The 18414-nt window shown below is 72.1% G+C and carries 16 protein-coding genes; 11 read left to right on the top strand and 5 right to left on the bottom strand.

Annotated features, from left to right (window positions below):
* Positions 1-128: 128 nt before the first annotated feature.
* Positions 129-1235: a GNAT family N-acetyltransferase gene (locus tag ACFYZZ_RS08005; RefSeq protein ID WP_389172786.1), complete on the bottom strand. Its 1107-nt coding sequence runs from the start codon at positions 1233-1235 to the stop codon at positions 129-131.
* Positions 1236-1546: 311 nt separating this feature from the next.
* Complete coding sequence (locus ACFYZZ_RS08000) at positions 1547-2416, bottom strand: helix-turn-helix transcriptional regulator (protein ID WP_389172784.1); 870 nt, start codon at positions 2414-2416, stop codon at positions 1547-1549.
* A gap of 139 nt (positions 2417-2555) precedes the next feature.
* Between ACFYZZ_RS08000 and ACFYZZ_RS07995 the strand changes: the two genes are divergently transcribed.
* The 4 genes from ACFYZZ_RS07995 to ACFYZZ_RS07980 all read left to right on the top strand — a co-directional run bounded on the left by ACFYZZ_RS07995 (position 2556) and on the right by ACFYZZ_RS07980 (position 5008).
* On the top strand, positions 2556-3305 hold the full coding sequence (locus ACFYZZ_RS07995; protein ID WP_389172783.1) for an SDR family oxidoreductase: 750 nt from the start codon (positions 2556-2558) through the stop codon (positions 3303-3305).
* Positions 3306-3352: 47 nt separating this feature from the next.
* Positions 3353-4261, top strand: a complete 909-nt coding sequence (locus tag ACFYZZ_RS07990) for an SDR family oxidoreductase (RefSeq protein WP_389172781.1) — start codon at positions 3353-3355, stop codon at positions 4259-4261.
* Between the two features lie 26 nt (positions 4262-4287).
* Entirely contained in the window at positions 4288-4503 is a 216-nt protein-coding gene (locus ACFYZZ_RS07985; protein ID WP_097258166.1) for a tautomerase family protein, read from the top strand.
* A gap of 76 nt (positions 4504-4579) precedes the next feature.
* Complete coding sequence (locus ACFYZZ_RS07980) at positions 4580-5008, top strand: PaaI family thioesterase (protein ID WP_389172780.1); 429 nt, start codon at positions 4580-4582, stop codon at positions 5006-5008.
* A 53-nt stretch (positions 5009-5061) separates the two neighbouring features.
* Here ACFYZZ_RS07980 and rpmG read toward each other — a convergent pair whose 3' ends face one another.
* The gene (gene rpmG / locus ACFYZZ_RS07975; protein WP_389172778.1) at positions 5062-5226 is read right to left on the bottom strand and encodes a 50S ribosomal protein L33; all 165 of its coding nucleotides are present in this window, start codon (positions 5224-5226) and stop codon (positions 5062-5064) included.
* A gap of 727 nt (positions 5227-5953) precedes the next feature.
* Here rpmG and ACFYZZ_RS07970 point away from each other — a divergent pair.
* The 4 genes from ACFYZZ_RS07970 to ACFYZZ_RS07955 all read left to right on the top strand — a co-directional run bounded on the left by ACFYZZ_RS07970 (position 5954) and on the right by ACFYZZ_RS07955 (position 11257).
* Entirely contained in the window at positions 5954-8116 is a 2163-nt protein-coding gene (locus ACFYZZ_RS07970; protein ID WP_389173670.1) for a TIM-barrel domain-containing protein, read from the top strand.
* A gap of 131 nt (positions 8117-8247) precedes the next feature.
* A complete protein-coding gene (locus tag ACFYZZ_RS07965) occupies positions 8248-9456 on the top strand; it encodes a chitinase (protein ID WP_389172776.1) in 1209 nt (402 codons plus the stop codon).
* Positions 9457-9663: 207 nt separating this feature from the next.
* Positions 9664-10116 carry a hypothetical protein gene (locus tag ACFYZZ_RS07960; protein WP_386577553.1) on the top strand — a complete coding sequence of 151 codons (453 nt, stop codon included), beginning with the start codon at positions 9664-9666 and terminating at the stop codon, positions 10114-10116.
* A 160-nt stretch (positions 10117-10276) separates the two neighbouring features.
* Positions 10277-11257, top strand: coding sequence for a hypothetical protein (locus tag ACFYZZ_RS07955; RefSeq protein ID WP_389172774.1), 981 nt, complete (start codon positions 10277-10279; stop codon positions 11255-11257).
* A gap of 58 nt (positions 11258-11315) precedes the next feature.
* Here ACFYZZ_RS07955 and ACFYZZ_RS07950 read toward each other — a convergent pair whose 3' ends face one another.
* Positions 11316-14690: a pyruvate carboxylase gene (locus ACFYZZ_RS07950; protein WP_389172772.1), complete on the bottom strand. Its 3375-nt coding sequence runs from the start codon at positions 14688-14690 to the stop codon at positions 11316-11318.
* A gap of 113 nt (positions 14691-14803) precedes the next feature.
* The gene (locus ACFYZZ_RS07945) at positions 14804-15700 is read right to left on the bottom strand and encodes a hypothetical protein (RefSeq protein ID WP_389172770.1); all 897 of its coding nucleotides are present in this window, start codon (positions 15698-15700) and stop codon (positions 14804-14806) included.
* 490 nt (positions 15701-16190) lie between these two features.
* Here ACFYZZ_RS07945 and ACFYZZ_RS07940 point away from each other — a divergent pair, with 490 nt between their 5' ends.
* The 3 genes from ACFYZZ_RS07940 to ACFYZZ_RS07930 are packed head-to-tail and all read left to right on the top strand — an operon-like array spanning position 16191 to position 18399.
* Positions 16191-17651 carry an ATP-binding protein gene (locus ACFYZZ_RS07940; protein ID WP_389172769.1) on the top strand — a complete coding sequence of 487 codons (1461 nt, stop codon included), beginning with the start codon at positions 16191-16193 and terminating at the stop codon, positions 17649-17651.
* On the top strand, positions 17648-18055 hold the full coding sequence (locus ACFYZZ_RS07935; protein ID WP_386577548.1) for a roadblock/LC7 domain-containing protein: 408 nt from the start codon (positions 17648-17650) through the stop codon (positions 18053-18055). The genes ACFYZZ_RS07940 and ACFYZZ_RS07935 overlap by 4 nt, the downstream gene beginning before the upstream one ends.
* Positions 18052-18399: a DUF742 domain-containing protein gene (locus ACFYZZ_RS07930; RefSeq protein ID WP_386577547.1), complete on the top strand. Its 348-nt coding sequence runs from the start codon at positions 18052-18054 to the stop codon at positions 18397-18399. The genes ACFYZZ_RS07935 and ACFYZZ_RS07930 overlap by 4 nt, the downstream gene beginning before the upstream one ends.
* The last annotated feature ends 15 nt before the right edge of the window (positions 18400-18414 follow it).

The raw sequence follows: 18414 nt of genomic DNA, 5'->3' as shown, positions 1-18414 counted from the left end.
AGGAGACCCGACCACGCGGACGGGGAATCGTCCGCAACTTGACGCACTTTTGACACGAACCTGCCAGTAGATAATGGTCCGGCCCGCAAATTTTCAGCGCGGCCGGCGCCGGGTGACGTCCCTCCGCGTCACTCCCTGCGACCTGACGCGTCGGACAGGCCCTGGGTGCGCAGGCGGCCCGCGGTCTTCAGGAGGCGGTCGGCGGGCTCGCGCAGCCGGGGATGGGCGAGGACCGTGTTACGCAGGCCGCGTACCGGTCTGCGCCACAGCCGCTGCGCCATGGCCACGGGGTGGGCGCGGGCGGCGAAGCCCTCGCCGACCCGCAGTTCACGGGTCTTGAGCCAGTCCTTGTACTCCTTGTCGCCGCGCCCCAGGTCGACCAGGGTCACCCCGTTGCGGGCGGCCGCCTCGGCGCACCTCAGGTGCATCATCAACCCGGGCGAGTAGTAGTGCAGTTCGGGGTCGTACGCGGTGAACCAGGCCGCCAGGACGGTGCTGGAGCGCGGGCCGAAGTGGGCGGCGACCGGGCGGTCCCCGGCGTACAGCACGGACAGCACCCCGGTGAAGTGCTCCTCGCGGACATGGAAGAGGTGGTCCACCAGGTCCACGATCCAGGGCCGCGAGAACCGGTCCATGCGTCCCGTCCGGCGGTACTGGGCGGACTTCCACTCCATGAGCGTGCGCAGGGCCATCGGGTCCCGCTCGTCGAACTCGAACCGCACCTCGCCGATGTCCCGCCCGAGCCGGCGTTCCTTCTTCAGCGTCGTCTTGGCCAGCCCCGGGTAGGCGCCGCGCAGCCACTCGGCATAGCCGCCGTCACCGGGCTTCACGTCGATCACCGGTGAGGCGAAGGTGCCGGTGACATGCGGGGCGAACGGCCGCTGTTCCTGGACGAGATGGTCGAACTCGAAGATGCTGAGCCCGCAGGCGCGCAGCAGCTCCGCGGCGTCCCAGGTGACCCCGGGCCGGTGCACCAGGGCCTGGCAGTCGGACAGCCCGAGTCCGATGGCCCGGCCGGTGCCCAAGGGCCCTCTTTCGTACGGGAAGAAGCCGACGGGTTCCCCGCCCTCCCGCAGGATCGCCACCCGCGCCCCGCCCCGCTGACGGCCCACCCCGATGGTGAACTCCGGTGCCAGGAACGGGTTGGCGTACTCGGGTGACTCGTCCATCGCCCGGTGCCAGGCGGCGCGCAGCGCGGAGGTCAGGTCACCGGGTCTGTGGATCGTGATCTCCACGTCAGCTCGACCGCCCTTCCGCCGGCTCCGCGAGTGATCTCTCGCGTACGGCACAGGCCGGCCTGGCGTGTGGAACTTCGTGTGGGCCGTGGCTCATGGATCGCATGGGCGATCACTCCCCCCATGACGCGCCGGGCGCGTCCTGCCATCTCTTGTGCTGACTCCGACTCCCCGCCGTGCGCCAGTGCTCAAACGTCGCGAAACCGTACGCACACTGTCAAGGGTGCCTCAGGCGACGGATGGTCCGCCACGGGTCTGCGGACATCGGTGACGAGTCAGGACGCATGGCGTGAACCGTGCGCCCCCTTGCCTCAGCCCGGCCGGCGCTCCGACCGGTCCGCGCCCGCCGTCATGTCCTGGGTGCCGATCACCGACAGCAGTTCCAGCTGCGCGGCGCCCTCGGTGCCGGGCGGCGCGCTGAACCACAGCAGGCGCTGGCGGCCGTCCTCGCTGAACAGGTTGTGGCAGTCGAGTTCGATGACGCCGAGCGCGGGATGGACGATCCGTTTGTGGTCGGTGCGGCGCAGAGCCACATCCCGTTGCTCCCAGAGCGCGGCGAACTCCTCGCTGCGCCGGCGCAGCGCGGCCACCATACGGGCGACCTCGGGGTCCTTGGCCCGGCGGGCGGCGACCGCCTGCAGGTCGGCGACGAAGACCCGGGAGTGGTGCGGGTGGTCCTCGACGGGGTAGACGGCGCGGGCGGCGGGGTCGGTGAACCAGCGGTGGACAAAGCTCGCCTCGGGGCCCCGGGTGGCCGGGGGCGGGCCGAGGAGCGCCAGGGCGAGCGGGTTCTGGGCGAGGGTCTCGTGCAGGTCGTTGATGATCTGCGCGGGGGTGGTGGTGAGCCGGTCCAGCAGGCCCAGCAGGGCGGGCTGGGCGTGCACCGCGGTGCTGTGGGCGGTCGGCACAGGGCGCTCGGCGAGGTGGAAGAGGTGGTCGCGCTCGTCGCCGCTCAGCCGCAGGGCGCGGGCGAGGGCGGCCAGCACCTGTGCGGAGGGCTGGGCGCCGCGGCCGCGTTCCAGCTCGGTGTAGTAGTCGGCGGAGAGCCCGGCCAGCTGCGCGACCTCCTCGCGCCGCAGTCCCGGGACCCGGCGGCGGGGCCCGGCGGGCAGGCCGACGTCGGCGGGACGGACCCGGTCACGGCGGGACTTCAGGAAGGCGGCCAGCTCCGAGTGGTTCACACCCCCATCGTCACCCCTGCCACGGCGCGGAACCAGGGGTTGCCGACCCCAGGGTGAGGCGAGCCATGGCTGCCGCACGGACCGCGGCCCAGGCTGGAGGCACACCCAGGAACCACCCCTCCGGCACCCAGGAGTCCCCATGTCCACGCAGGAAACCGCAGCCCCCCGTGTCGCCGTCGTCACCGGCGGCTCCCGCGGCATCGGCCGCGAGACGGTGACCCGGCTCGCCGCCGACGGCTACGCCGTGGTGGTCGGGTACGCGGGCAACCGCGACCTGGCCGAGGCCGCCGTCAAGGACGTCACCGCGGCCGGCGGCCGTGCGGTCGCCGTCCGGGCCGACGTCGCCGACGAAGGACAGGTCGCCGAGCTGTTCGAGACGGCGGCCCGCGAGTTCGGCGGAGTCGACGTCGTGGTGCACGCGGCCGGCCGGATGTACCTCGCACCGATCGCCGAGCTGGACCTCACGGAACTGGACGCCCTGCACCGCACCAACATCCGCGGCACCTTCGTGGTCGCCCGGCAGGCGGCCCGGACCCTGCGCCGGGGCGGCTCGTTCATCGCCTTCTCCACCTCCGTGGTGGGCCTGTCCTTCCCGGCCTACGGCGCCTACAGCGCCAGCAAGGGCGCGGTCGAGGCGATGATCATGGTGCTGGCCCGGGAGCTGCGCGGCCGGGACGTCACCGTGAACGCCGTCGCCCCCGGGCCCACGGCGACCGATCTGTTCCTGGACGGCAAGGACGAGGAGACGGTCGCCAGGCTGGCCGCCCAGCCCCCGCTGGAGCGGCTCGGCACGCCCGCCGACATCGCCGAGGTGGTGGCCTTCCTGGCCTCCCCGGCCGGCCACTGGGTCAACGGGCAGGTCGTACGCGCCAACGGCGGCATCGTCTGACACCCCCGATCCCACCTCCCCTCCTCTCCCTTTCTCTGCGAGGAATCATGACCACCGACACTCCCCTGACCGTCCTGGTCACCGGCGCCTCCAGCGGATTCGGCGCGCTGACCGTGCGCGCGCTCGCCGACGCCGGTCACACCGTCTACGCGGGCATCCGGCAGACGGCCACCCGCAACGCGCCGGCCGTGGCCGAACTGGACCGGTACGCGGCCGAGCACGGCGTGGCCCTGCACGTGGTCGACCTCGACGTCACCTCCCAGGACTCCGCCGACGCCGCCGTCGCCCGGGTCCTGGCCGCCGAGGGCCGCCTGGACGTGCTCGTGCACAACGCGGGCCACATGGTCACCGGACCCGCCGAGGCCTTCACCCCCGAGCAACTGGCCCAGTCGTACGACGTCAACGTGCTCGGCGCGCAGCGCATGAACCGGGCCGCGCTCCCCCACCTGCGAGAGCGCGGCGAGGGCCTGCTGGTGTGGATCGGCAGCTCCAGCACCCGGGGCGGCTGCCCGCCGTTCCTTGCGCCGTACTTCGCCGCGAAGGCGGCGATGGACGCGCTGGCGGTCAGTTACGCCGCCGAGCTGGTCCGGTTCGGCATCGACACGGCGATCGTGGTCCCCGGCGCCTTCACCTCCGGGACCAACCACTTCGCGCACGCGGGCACGCCCGCCGACACCGGGCGCGCCGCCGCCTACGACGAGCGCTACGGCTCCCTGCTGGCGGGCCTGGACAAGCGGCTCGGGGCGCTCGTCCCGCCGGACGCGGACGTGGCCGAGGTCGCCGAGGCGGTCGTACGTCTGGTGGACCTGCCCGCCGGCCGGCGGCCGCTGCGCACCCACGTCGACCCGAGCCGCGACGGCAGCGAGGTCGTGTCCGCGGTCGCCGACCGGATCCGCGTCGACTTCTTCCGCCGCGCCGGACTCGAGGACCTGCTCACTGCCGGCAGCTCGCTCTGACACCCCGTCAACCAAGGAGACTCACCATGCCGTTCGCGAACTTCAAGGTCCCCGCCGGAAGCCTGGACGAGAAGCAGAAGGAGCTGATCGTCACCCGTACCACCGAGCTGTACGCCGAGATCTACGGCGAGCGCGCCCGCGCCACCACGATGGTCCTGGTCGAGGAGGTCGCCGACGGCGGCTGGGGCATCGGGGGCGGGGTGCTGACCCTGGCCATGATCCAGGAGTCGTCCGAGGACTGACTGGCGCACCCCGCCCCGCCCCACCACAGTGGATCACCGTCCGCGGCACCAAGGCACCCACGAAAGGCGGTACTTCATGTCCCCCTCCGAGCCGGCCGTCCCGAAACCCGGTGATCTGCTGGCCGTCATGCCGTTCGCGGCCAGGCTGGGCATCGAGTTGCGGGAGGCCACGGCCGAGCGCACCGTCGGGAGCCTGGCCTGGTCACCGGACGTCTGTACGGCGGGCGGTGCGCTGCACGGCGGAGCGCTGATGGCGCTGGCGGACAGCGTCGGCGCCGTGTGCGCCTACCTCAACCTGCCCGAGGGGGCGTCCGGCACCTCGACGGTGGAGTCCAAGACCAACTTCCTGCGCGCGGTCACCACCGGCCACGTCCGTGCCACGGCTCGCCCCCTGCACCTCGGCGGCACTCTGCTGGTGGTGCAGACGGACCTGCACGACGACCGGGACCGGCTGGTCGGGCAGACCACGCAGACCCAGATCGTGCTGAGCAAGCGCGAGGCCTGAGCCTTCACACGGAGAAGGGCCGGACCCACCGGGACCGGCCCTTTTCTGTGCGCTCAGCGCTCCTCGAGGAAGAGGACGTGCCGCCCGGCTACCGGGTCGTACTTGCGCAGGACGAGCCGGTCGGGGTCGCTCTGCCGGTTCTTGCGGGTCACGTAGGTGACGCCGGTCCCGGCCGTCGACTTCAGGGTGACGACGGGGCGCACGGTGGTGCGTGCCACGAGGGCCTCCTTTCCCGCGGCCGGCCACACCCGATTGATCCGCGCATGCCAGCCGCACCCCACCCAACAACACCCGCACAGTCGGCATTCCCCAGCCCCGCGGCGCCGTCGATCCCGACGGCGGTATTGACATGCACCTGCATGGGCCCCGAGGCTGCGTGCGTGAAGTTGCTCGATTGAAGCTTGTTTCGAGCGCTTCCGTGCAGCAAGTGCAAGGACAGTCAATCCGCGATGGTGCGATGGGAGCTGTTCCGCCGTGCGAAGAATCCGACACCGTGTGCCGTGGCCGGCCTGGGTTCCGCTGGGGCTGGCGACCGCCCTGGCCGGTACCGTGCTCACCGCCCCGGCACCCGCCGCGGCCGCCGCGACAGCGGCCGGCGCCGTACTCGACTCCGCCCACAGCAGCGTCGACTGGCAGAGCCCGGTCTACGCCAAGGGCACCGGCGGCGGCCCCGAGAGCTGCCCCGGTGCGGCCGACGACCCCGGCAGCTCGGTCTGCGACCGCTTCGACCTGACCGTCTCGGTGCCGGGCGGCTACTGGGACGACAACCCCGAGGGCGGGGTGCCGCTGTCGATCAAGTGGGAGAAGCCCTCCGACGACTTCGACCTGTACGTCTACGACGACCACGGCAAGCAGGTGGCGTCCAGCGCCGGCACCGCCGACCCCGAGGCCACGGTGATCCCGCGCGCGTCGGGGACGTACCACGTCCTGGTCGTGCCGTACGACGTGCACGACAACTCCTTCACGGGCACCGCCTATCTGCCCGCGACCACGGACGCCGGCGATCTCACGTCCTTCTCGGGCGGCGACGGGAGCTACACGATCGGCGCGGGCGCGCTCACCGCCCGCGCCGACTTCCTGACGGGAGGCCGGCTCCGGCTCCAGGCGGACCCGTCGGGCTCGCTGAGCGATCCGGCCGGCGCGGCCATCGTGCGCAGGCAGCCCGCGCTCCAGCGGCACACCTCGTCCTTCGACGCGGGCGACTACTACGGCATCCGCTCTCCCGAAGCGGTGCTGCGCGTGTACAAGAAGCCGCTGCGGTTCGGGCTCTACACACCCGACAACCGCACCCGGATCTGGCAGGAGGACAAGCCGCTGCGCTGGTCGACCGGCGGGATGCGGCAGAGCCTCACACGGGGCACGGACGAGCAGTTCTTCGGCGGCGGCGAGCAGAACGGCAGCTTCTCGCACCGCGGGCGGACCATGTACGTGGCCAACAGCTTCGACTGGAACGAGGGCGGCTACAACAACTCGCAGCCGTTCTACCTCTCCAGCGCGGGCTACGGCGTCCTCCGCAACACCTTCGCGCCGGGCGTGTACACCTTCGGCTCGCCGGTCACCACCGGACAGCAGGAACGGCGCCTGGACGCCTACTACTTCCTCGGCGACGCGAAGCAGGTCATCGGGAAGTACACGGAGTTGGTGGGCAAGCCCTTCATGCCTCCGGTCTACGGTCTCGAACCCGGGGACTCGGACTGCTATCTGCACAACGCCAACCGGGGCGAGCGGCACACCCTGGACGCCCTGAAGATCGCCGACGGCTACACCGAGAACCAGATGCCGCTCGGCTGGATGCTGGTCAACGACGGCTACGGCTGCGGGTACGAGAACCTGGAGCAGACCGCCAAGGGGCTGCAGGACCACAACGCCCAGCTCGGTCTGTGGACCCAGGACGGCATCGACAAGCTCGCCGACCAGGTCAAGGCCGGCCAGCGGGTGGCCAAGCTGGATGTGGCCTGGGTCGGCAACGGCTACAAGTTCGCGCTGGACGCCTGCGAAGCGGCGAAGAAGGGCATCGAGGACAACAGCGACGCGCGCGGCTTCGTGTGGCTGCCGGTGTCCTGGGCGGGCGCCCAGCGGTGCGGGGTGCTGTGGAGCGGCGACCAGAAGCTGTCCTGGGACTACATCCGCTGGCAGATCCCGACCTATGCCGGGGCGACCATGTCCGGCATCGCCTACAACACCGGCGACGTGGGCAGCATCTACCGGCACGACGCCAAGATGTACGCCCGGGACCTGCAGTGGAAGGCGTTCCTGCCGGCCATCATGACGATGGACGGGTGGGCGAGCGACATCACCACCGGCAAGCCCGCCGACCAGCAGCCGTGGCGGGACGGGGAGCCGTACACCTCGGTCAACCGCAAGTACCTGCAGCTGAAGGAGCGGCTGCTGCCGTACATGTACACCCTGTCCGCCGAGGCGGCGAAGACGGGCGTGGGCGCGGTGCGTCCGCTGTGGCTGGAGTACCCGGACGACCCGAACACGCTGGGCGCGCAGGCCAAGTACGAGTTCCTGTCCGGCCGCGACTTCCTCGTCGCCCCGGTCTACCAGGACTCCGACACGCGTGACGGCATCTACCTGCCCAAGGGCACCTGGACCGACTACTGGACCGGCCGCACCTACCAGGGTCCCACCACCCTGAACGGCTACCACGCCCCGCTCGACACGCTCCCGCTGTTCGTGCGCGAGGGCGCGATCGTCCCCATGTGGCCCAAGGGCACGACGAGTTGGCAGACCCGCGACCGGCACGAGCTGGACTGGGACCTGTATCCGTCCGCCCACGGCACCAGCCGCTACACGCTGTACGAGGGCGACGGCGTGACCCGCCACTTCGCCGAGGGAGCGGCCGCCACCCAGCGTGTGTCGGTGCGCGCCGGCGCCGGGGGGACGACCGTCACGGTCGGCGCGAGCAAGGGCGACTACGCGGGCAAGGCGCACGCGCGGACGTACCGGTTCACGGTGCACGGCGTCATGGCGCCCGACCACGTCTTCCTCGACGGGCGGAAACTGCCGGACTCCGCCTGGTCGTTCGACAGCGACAGCGGGGTGACAACCATCCGCACCCCGAGCCTGCCGCTCGGCCGCGGCTTCACCCTTCGCCTCATATGAGGAGCATCGAGTAAAAAACTCTTATGGTCTAGTCCAAAGAGTCCTTTGGACTAGACCAACCCATTGACGTGGCCGCATCAGCCCCGGAGGCTGGGGCACCTCCCCACCCCACACCCCTCTGGAGGCACGAAGTGAGACGTCTTCGGGCATGCCTGGGAGCGGCGGCCGCCGTCGGACTGGCCGCCGCGGGCACGACCGCGCTCGTCGCGGGCAACGCCTCGGGCGCGACCACCGCACTGAGCAACCGGTGGTACGCCGCGGCCCCTTACCTGATGCCGCTGGACAACGACCCGCCGGACGCGGCCACCATCATGGACGCCACCGGCCTCAAGGCCTTCCAGCTCGCCTTCATCCTCGCGCCCGACGGCGGCGGCTGCTCCCCGACCTGGGGCGGCACGGCCGCGGTCTCCTCCGACACGGCGGTCCAGTCGGTCGTCAACGCCATCCGGGCCAAGGGCGGTGACATCTCCGTCTCCATCGGCGGGTACGGCGGCACCAAGCTCGGGCAGGCCTGCTCGGACGCCGCGTCCACGGCGGCCGCGTACCAGCAGGTCATCACCAAGTACGGGCTCCACGCCATCGACTTCGACCTGGAGGAGCCGGAGTACGAGAACAGCGCGGCGATCAGGAACGAGATCGGCGCCGCGAAGATCCTGCAGCAGAACAACCCGGGTCTGTACGTGTCCGTGACCACGGCCGGGACGGCGGACGGCACCGGCTGGTTCGGCAAGCAGATGCTGCTGGAGGCCAAGTCGCAGGGGTTCACCCCGAACAACTTCTCCATCATGCCCTTCGACGGCGGCTTCAACGGTGCGGCGAGCCAGACCGGCGCGCTGACCAACTTCAACTCGATCCTGCAGTCCACCTTCGGCTGGGACCAGGCGACGGCCTACGCCCACGAGGGCTTCTCGGGCATGAACGGCCGCAGCGACACCGGCGAGTACTTCACCCAGGCCGACTTCCAGACCGTGCTGGACTACGCCACCAGCCACAACATGGACCGGTTCACCTTCTGGTCCCTCAACCGCGACCGCCAGTGCACGCCGGCCGACAACGGCGGCCGTACATCGGGCACTTGCTCCAGCGTGACCCAGAACTCCTGGGACTTCGCGAAGTACTCGGTGAAGTTCGCCGGGGTCACCCCACCGACCAACACGCCCACCCCCACGCCCACCCCGACCCCGACGTCCTGCAAGACCGCCTGGAGTTCGACGGCGGTGTACACCTCCGGGAACGAGGTCTCGTACAACAAGCACAACTGGAAGGCCAAGTGGTGGACCCAGAACGAGGTGCCCGGCGCCTCCGAGTGGGGTCCGTGGCAGGACGAGGGCGCCTGCTGAAACCTCTTGACGTGTCTGGTTCAGACATCTGCTTCACGGCTCACCGATGACCAAGGATGCATTCAGCGTTCAGCATGGTGAACGACTCGGGCTGACCGTCCGGCACGCGTGACACGCGGCGCGACCTGCGCGACTGGTGCAACAGGGCGGACGGTCGTAGCGTCGATGTGCACGCGGTCGGACACGGCACGACGGGTGGGAGCGACCATGCGCGGATCTGTGGTGGGAACGGCGGTCACCCTAGCGGCAGGGGCCCTGCTGACAGCGGCCATGACCACGGCCTCGGCGAGCCCGCCCGCCACGGCGCCGAAGGCCGATCCTCCCAAGCCCGTGCTGGTCGACTGCTTCTGGAACCGCCACGTCCGCCCGGCCGACTTCATCCTGGCCTGCGGCGACGGCAACAGCCGCCTGCTCGGGCTCCACTGGTCGCAGTGGGGCTCGCAGGCGGCGACCGCCGTGGGCCTGAACGCGGTCAACGACTGCAAGCCGTACTGCGCGGCAGGCACCTTCCACTCGTACCGGGTGACCGTCCGGCTGGACCGCCCGCGGCCGTGGACGAAGCACCCGGACGTCGAGCACTACACCCGGATGAGCCTCATCTACGAGGGTGCCCGGCCGGAAGGCTTCAAGCAGGTCATGACCTATCCGCTCTGGGACTGACCGCCCACGGCCCGTCACCCGCGCGGGCCGCTCGCGGCGCCATGTCGTGGGCCGCGCGGGCGACCCCGCGGCCCGGCGCCCCTTCCCGGTGACCGGCACCCGGCCATCTTTGTGTGACCCCGCACTCCGGTGCCCCGCGCGCCGTACGAAGAGAGGTCACATGCCCCGACTCCCCCGCCCGGCCGGTGCGGCCGCGGCCGCGCTCGCGCTCGGCCTGATCGCGGCGGCGCCCGCCAGCGGCCACGAGCCGACCTTCACCGATGTACGCGTCGTCGCCCACTTCGGCCTGGCCGCCGGGCAGACGCCCGAGAACATCGCGCTCGAACCCGACGGCTCCGCCGACCTCACCTTCGCCCTCGCCCGGCAGGTCGCCCACGTGACGCTCGACGGGGACACCCGGATCCTCGCGACCCTGCCGGCCGTGGCCCATCCGAACACGCCCGTCCTGCACAGCGCCGTCGTCGCCGGCATCGCCCGCGGGTACGACGGCACGCTCTACGTCAACTACGCGACCGGCACCCGGGAGACCGGCATCTGGCGGATCCCGGCCGACGGCGGCGCACCCCGGCAGATCGCCCAACTGCCGCCGGACGGACTGCCCAACGGCCTGGCCCTCGACTGGCGCGACGGCGTGCTCTACGCCGCCGACTCCGCCCTGGGCACCGTCTGGCGCGTCCCCCAGTCGGGCGGCACTCCCACGGTGTGGGCGCGGGGCACGCGACTCGACCCGCGCACGGTGCCGTCCGGGTCCGGGTACGGCGCCAACGGCATCAAGGTGCACCGCGGCGCGGTGTGGGTGTCCAACAGCGACCGCGGGACGCTGCTGCGCTTCCCCTTCGCCCCGGACGGCTCCGCGGGCCCGGTCGAGACCCGGGCCACCGGGCTCACCGGCATCGACGACTTCGCCTTCCCCGGGCACGGGAGCAGCGTGCTGGCCGCACTGAACGGCTCCAGCGAGCTGGTCCTGGCGCGCCGCGACGGCACCCACTCGGTGGTCCTCACCCGTCAGGACGGGCTGTCCAACCCGACCTCGGTGGCCGTGCGCGGCCGGACCGTCTACGTGCCCGGCGCCGCGTACTCGACCAGGCGGGACCCGAATCTGCTCCTGGCCCGTCTGCGGCAGCTCTTCAACCGCTTCTAGCCCGCTGAGCGCTCGCCGCGGCCGGGTGCGGTGTCCCCCGGCCGCGGCGAGTGGTGTCTCAGGCGATCTCGACCAGCAGGTCGCCGCCCTCCACCTGCTGGATCCGGTTGATGGCCAGCCGGGAGACCCGGCCCGCCTTGGGCGCGGTGATCGTGGCCTCCATCTTCATCGCCTCGATGGTGGCGACCGTCGCGCCGGCCGCGACCTCGTCGCCCTCGGCGACCGCGAGCGTCACCACACCGGCGAAGGGCGCCGCCACATGACCCGGGTTCGCGCGGTCGGCCTTCTCGGTCACCGGCACGTCCGAGGCGGCCGCCCGGTCACGGACCTGGATGGGCCGCAGCTGGCCGTTGAGCGAGGACATCACGGTGCGCATGCCGCGCTCGTCGGCCTCGCCGACCGCCTGCAGCTCGATCAGCAGCCGCACGCCGGGCTCCAGGTCGACGGCGTACTCCGTGGCCGGCCGCAGACCGTAGAAGAAGGCCTTGCTGTCCAGGACGCTGGTGTCGCCGAAGCTCTGGCGGTGGGTGTCGAACTCGCGGGTCGGACCGGGGAACAGCAGACGGTTCAGGGTCGCCCGGGGCTCCTTCGCAAGACCGTCGCGGTCCTCGGTGGACAGTTCGGGGGCCGGCTTGGGCTCGCCGCGGCCCTGGAGGGCCTTGGTGCGGAACGGCTCGGGCCAGCCGCCGGGCGGGGTGCCCAGCTCGCCGCGCAGGAAGCCGATGACCGAGTCGGGGATGTCGAACCGGTCGGGGGTCGACTCGAAGTCCGCCGGGGAGACTCCGGCGCCCACCAGGTGCAGGGCGAGGTCGCCGACCACCTTGGACGACGGGGTGACCTTCACCAGGCGGCCCAGGATGCGGTCGGCGGCGGCGTACATGGCCTCGATGTCCTCGAAGCGGTCGCCGAGGCCGAGGGCGACGGCCTGGGTGCGCAGGTTGGAGAGCTGGCCGCCGGGGATCTCGTGGTGGTAGACGCGTCCGGTCGGGGAGGCGAGGCCCGCCTCGAACGGGGCGTAGATCTTCCGCACGCCCTCCCAGTACGGCTCCAGGTCGCCGACGGCCTGGAGGTCGAGCCCGGTGGGCCGCTCGGAGTGGTCGGTGGCGGCGACCAGCGCCGACAGCGACGGCTGCGAGGTCGTGCCGGCCATGGAGGCCACCGCACCGTCCACCGCGTCGGCGCCCGCCTGGATCGCGGCGAGGTAGGTGGCGAGCTGGCCGCCCGCCGTGTCGTGCGTGTGCAGATGCACCGGCAGGTCGAACTCGCGGCGCAGCGCGGACACCAGCTTGGCGGCGGCCGGGGCGCGCAGCAGTCCGGCCATGTCCTTCACTGCGATGACATGGGCGCCGGCCTCGACGATCTGCTCGGCGAGGCGCAGGTAGTAGTCGAGGGTGTACAGCCGCTCGGCGGGGTCGTTGAGGTCGGCCGTGTAGCAGAGGGCGACCTCGGCGATCGCGGTGCCGGTCTCGCGGACGGCGTCGATGGCGGGCCGCATCTGGCCGACGTCGTTGAGGGCGTCGAAGATCCGGAAGATGTCGATGCCGGTGGCGGCGGCCTCCTGCACGAAGGCGTCGGTGACCTCGGTCGGGTACGGGGTGTAGCCGACGGTGTTGCGGCCGCGCAGCAGCATCTGCAGGCAGATGTTCGGTACGGCCTCGCGCAGGGCGGCGAGCCGCTCCCACGGGTCCTCGGCGAGGAAGCGCAGCGCCACGTCGTACGTCGCACCGCCCCAGCACTCCAGGGAGAGCAGCTCGGGCAGGGTGCGGGCGACGACCGGGGCGACGGCGAGCAGGTCCCTGGTGCGTACCCGGGTGGCGAGCAGCGACTGGTGGGCGTCGCGGAAGGTGGTGTCGGTGACGCCGATGGTCGGCGACTCGCGCAGGTGCCGGGCGAAGCCCTCGGGGCCGAGGTCGACCAGCCGCTGCCGGGAGCCGGCCGGGGGCTCGCCGGCGGGCAGCGGCGGCAGCTTGGTGACCGGGTCGAGCAGGTCGGGGCGGTTGCCGTGCGGCTTGTTGACGGTGACGTCGGCGAGGTAGGTGAGCAGCTTGGTGCCGCGGTCGGCGGAGCTGCGGGCGGTCAGCAGGTGCGGGCGCTCCTCGATGAAGGAGGTGGTGACTCGCCCGGCCTGGAAGTCGGGGTCGTCCAGGACGGCCTGCAGGAACGGGATGTTGGTGGCCACGCCGCGGATGCGGAACTCGGCGACGGCACGCCGGGCGCGCCCGATGGCGGCGCTCAAGTCACGGCCCCGGCAGGTGAGTTTGACCAGCATCGAATCGAAGTGCGCGCTGATCTCCGTACCCGCGTGGGTGGTGCCGCCGTCGAGGCGGATGCCGGAGCCGCCGGGCGAGCGGTAGGCGCTGATCCGGCCGGTGTCCGGGCGGAAGCCGTTGGCCGGGTCCTCGGTGGTGATCCGGCACTGCAGGGCGGCACCGCGCAGGGTGATGGTGTCCTGGGACAGGCCGAGGTCGGCGAGGGTCTGGCCGGAGGCGATGCGCAGTTGGGCCTGGACCAGGTCGACGTCGGTGACCTCCTCGGTGACCGTGTGCTCGACCTGGATGCGCGGGTTCATCTCGATGAAGACGTGGTTGCCGTCGCGGTCCAGGAGGAACTCGACGGTGCCCGCGTTGCGGTAGCCGATCTCGCGGGCGAAGCGCACGGCGTCGTCGCAGATCCGGTCCCTGAGGGCCGGGTCGAGGTTGGGTGCGGGCGCCAGTTCGATGACCTTCTGGTGGCGGCGCTGCAGCGAGCAGTCGCGCTCGTAGAGGTGAATGACGTTGCCCTCGCCGTCGGCGAGGATCTGCACCTCGATGTGGCGCGGGTCCACGACGGCCTTCTCCAGGAAGACGGTCGGGTCGCCGAACGCGGACGCGGCCTCGCGGGACGCGGCCTCGATGGACTCGCGCAGCTGGGCGGGGGCCTCGACCCGGCGCATGCCGCGCCCGCCGCCGCCCGCGACCGCCTTGACGAAGACGGGGAAGCCGATCTCCTCGGCGGCGCGGACGAGTTCGTCGACGTCGGTGGAGGGCTCGGACGAGCCCAGCACGGGTACGCCGGCCGCCCGGGCCGCGGCGACCGCGCGGGCCTTGTTGCCGGTCAGCTCCAGCGTGTGCGCGCTCGGCCCGACGAAGGTGATGCCCGCCTCCTCGCAGGCGCGGGCGAGTTCGGGGTTCTCGGACAGGAATCCGTAACCGGGGTAGACGGCGTCGGCGCCCGCCCGGCGAGCGGCGCCCACGATCTCCTCGACGGAGAGATAGGCCCGCACGGGATGTCCCGGTTCCCCGATCTCGTAGGCCTCGTCGGCCTTCAGCCGGTGCAGCGAGTTGCGGTCCTCGTGCGGGAACACGGCGACCGTGCGCGCGCCGAGTTCATAGCCCGCCCGGAACGCGCGGATCGCGATCTCTCCACGGTTGGCGACCAGCACCTTGCGGAACATCCTGGATTCCCTTCAGCTGCCTGCCGGCGACGAACACCATGGTGTCAGCCATGCCCTGCCGTACGTCGCGGCAACATTAGGGGTTGCCCGCACGTGTCGAAGTGCGAAAAGCATCACATTGACGTGGTCCGGACATGCACACCGCCGGCCTGGCGTTCGAGGGCGGTCAGCACGGCCTCGGGGGCGGGATGCGCCGACCGGGGGCGGTCCGGTCGCGTGGGAACCGGTACCGGCACGGCTTCCGCCGCAGCGGGCTCGGTGGTCCGGGTCGCCGGCCGTGAGGGCACGAAGGACCGCAGCCGCTCACGGCGGCCGTGCAGGAGGCCCAGCACGATCGAGGCAACCACCGCGACCAGGTGCTCGCGTCCGGCGAGGTTCGGCACCGCGACGGACTCCCACACCATCGAGCCGCCGGTCAGCGTGAACAGCACGGGTGCACGCCGGACGACCGCAAGATAGGTGAACAGGCCGACCACGGCCGCCGATGGTCCGGTGTCGAGCACCTTGCCGCACTCGGGCGGCAGTCCGAACCCCCACCAGCCCGGGCCGAGCGCGATCATCAGGCGGGCGGTGAGCGTGCCCGCCAGGGTGGTGCCGTAGGCGAGCGCCAGGGTCCGGGCCCGGCCGAGGGTCAGTTCGGCGAGGGCGAAGGCGAGGAACAGCTGAGTGATGCCTCCCCACACCGGCAGATCGAGCGCCGGGACGTACAGCGACACCGGGGTGCGCAGCAGGGCCAGCCACAGCGGCAGGTCGGCCTTGACTCCGCCGAGCCGCTCGACCCACAACGCTCCGGTGGGATGCTGCGCGACGTCGTGGCAGAAGATGACGGCGAACGCGGCGACGAACGCCAGGAGAAGCCCGGACGGTCCGCGCCGGGCGAGCAGGCGCCCCGGGTCGACGACGACGGCGTGCCACTCCCCGCGCAGCGTGCGCCAGGTGAACCGGGCGAGGCGCGCGAGCAGGGCACGGACCTGGTCCGCGCGCCCGGCGGTGCTCCCGTCAGCGCTCATGAGGCGCGGCAGCCCATCGCCCCTCGATCCCCCGTCATCCGCATCGGCCCCTCCACCCGCTCCCCGCACCTCGGCCATGCGGGAAGTTTGCTCACTTTCCACCCGTTCAGCCGTCATCGCACTGATGTATGATTATGCCCTCTCCGTCTGAGCCGCCCCGTTCCGGCCGCTCACAGTTCAGCGAGCCCGGAGCCGGGGGTCAAGGTCCCTCCGGCCTGCGTCGCAGTGACAAGAAACAGGCGCACGAGAGGCAACCTGCCCGGCTTCTGACCCGTCGTCGGACGGGAGGGGCGGGTGCCCGTACGGCCCCGAGACACCCGGCGTCCCGGTCAGCGCACAGGTTCGACCGCCCACTTCGTGGAAACACACCTGAACCATCCAGATTCGATCACCAACTCTCGTATAGTGACCGCCAGTTCACGCTCGATAGCCGCTCCGTCACCCGCCGACCCCTGCTCGCCCCCTCTGCCGCGAGGATCACACCGGACCGATGACCGTGCCCACGCATCCCGGCGAACGACCTTCCCTCCGTACGCTCACCGCCGCCGTCGCCGTGTCCGGTGCGCTCTCGGCGCTCGTGGTCCTCGCGGCCGTGTCGGTGGCGCCGGACTCGGTGCGCGCGCCGCTGGCCTGGGGCGGGGGTACGGCGGCGGTCGTGCTCTGTGCCGCCGTGGCCACGGCGGCACACACCGGGCACACCGCGCGCGGCACCCGGCGCAGGCTGGACGGCGCGACCCAGGAGATCGGCCGGCTTCTGCAGCAACAGGCCCGCACGACCGAGGAGCACCGTCGGGAACAGCAGCGGCTCATCGACGAACTGGCCGCGCAGCAGGCGGAGTTCACGGCCGACTTGACGCGGCTCACCCAGGAAGGCGCACAGGAGCTGAACCAGGTCCGCGGCGAGAACACGCGGCTGGCCGAGGAGTTGCAGCAGGCTCGGCGCGAGCAGGCCGCGGCGGTCTCCGCGACCGCCAACGCGGCAGCCCGGATGCAGGCCCTCGCCACGGCGACCCTCGCGGATCTGCGGGCGATGGAGGACCGGCACACCGACGAGGACGTCCTGGCCGACCTCCTCCACCTGGACCACCGCACGGCCCAGGCCGGCCGGCTCGCCGACTCCGTCGCCGTCCTGACCGGGGCGCGTTCGGGGCGCAGGTGGGCGCGGCCCATAGGGATGGAGTCCGTGCTGCGCGGCGCGCTGGGCCGGATCGCCGGTTACCGGCGGGTTCGGGTCCACTCGGTCAGCGAGACCGCCGTCGCCGGACACGCGGCCGAGGGCGTGATGCACGCGCTCGCCGAACTCCTCGACAACGCCACGAAGTTCTCGCCGCCGACGGCGGAAGTGCACGTCTACGTCGAGGAGGTGGCGGCCGGCGTGCTCGTGTCCGTGGAGGACAGCGGCCTGGTGATGGGGGACGTGCAGCTGCGCCGGGCCGAGCGGGCCGTCGCTGGTGACGTCTCCGGGCTGGGCGGCCTGACGGGGACCCGGCTCGGGCTCGCCGTGGTCGGCCGGCTGGCCCACAAGCACGGTCTGAAGGTGTCGTTCCGGCTGTCGGCGCGCGGCGGCACCGGCGTGCTGATGCTCATCCCGCAGGAGATACTCATCGGCCCCGCCACGCGTCCGGACGCCGGACGGCCGGCCGAGCCGACGGTCACCGCGGGACCCTCCCCGGTCCACGAGTCCCCCGCGCCTCCCCCGGGCGAGGGTCCGGCCGGGCTGCCCAGGCGGCGCCGCGGCCGCACCCTCGCCGAGGCCGAGCGGTCCCGCCCGGAGCTCCCGAGCACCGCGCCACGCCCCGCGGCGGGCACCGGCGAGGCCGGGACCCGGGCCACCCGCTTCAGCGCCTTCCGGCAGGCCGTCCGCCGCGCTCCCGGGCCGGCCGACGAGCCCGAGCACAGCTCCCCCTCCTCCCACCCGCACGCGCACCCGGAAGGCGACGCCACCTCATGAACGGCCCGAGCACCGCCGACGAGACGCTCACCTGGCTCCTGGAGGGGCTGCTGGAGAGGACACCGGGGGCGCGGCACGCGCTCGTGCTGTCCCGGGACGGGTTGAGGCTGTGCCGGTCGCCTGAGCTGAGCCTGAACCAGGCCGACCAGCTTGCCGCGATCGCCGCCGGGATCCAGTCGCTGTCGCGCGGGGCGTCGGCCGAGTTCGGCGACGGCAGCGGAGGTGTGCGCTCGGCGATGACCGAGTTCTACGGGGGCGTGCTCTTCATCGTCGAGGCGGGTGCGGGCGCCCACCTCGCCGTCGTGACGACGGAGGAGGCCGACCCCGGGGTCGTCGGGCACCACATGACCGAACTGGTCGAGCAGCTCGGCGAGCACCTGACCGCTCGACCCCGTACGTCATGAGCCGGCCCGGCAGGGACGACGCCCCCGACCGTCTCTACACCCTCACCCAGGGACGCAGTCGGACCGGCCCCGACAACCCCTTCGACCTGGTCACGCTGGTCGTCGCGGAGTCGGAGCCGATGGCCGGCATGCAGTCGGAGCACGCGGCGATCCTGCGGATGACCGAGTTCCCCGCGTCGGTGGTCGAGATCGCCGCCGAGCTGCGCCTGCCCGTCGGCATCACCAAGGTGCTGCTGTGCGACCTGCTGGCGGCGGGCCGCGTCAGCGCCCGTCATCCGCGCCCGCCGGCCGTCGCCGACCCCGACATCCTGGAGCAGGTGATCGTTGCACTCCGCAACCTCTGACCGACAGGAGTTCGT

This window comes from Streptomyces sp. NPDC001816, from assembly GCF_042892235.1.
Lineage (GTDB): Bacteria > Actinomycetota > Actinomycetes > Streptomycetales > Streptomycetaceae > Streptomyces.
This window is presented reverse-complemented; position numbering and strand designations above follow the sequence as displayed.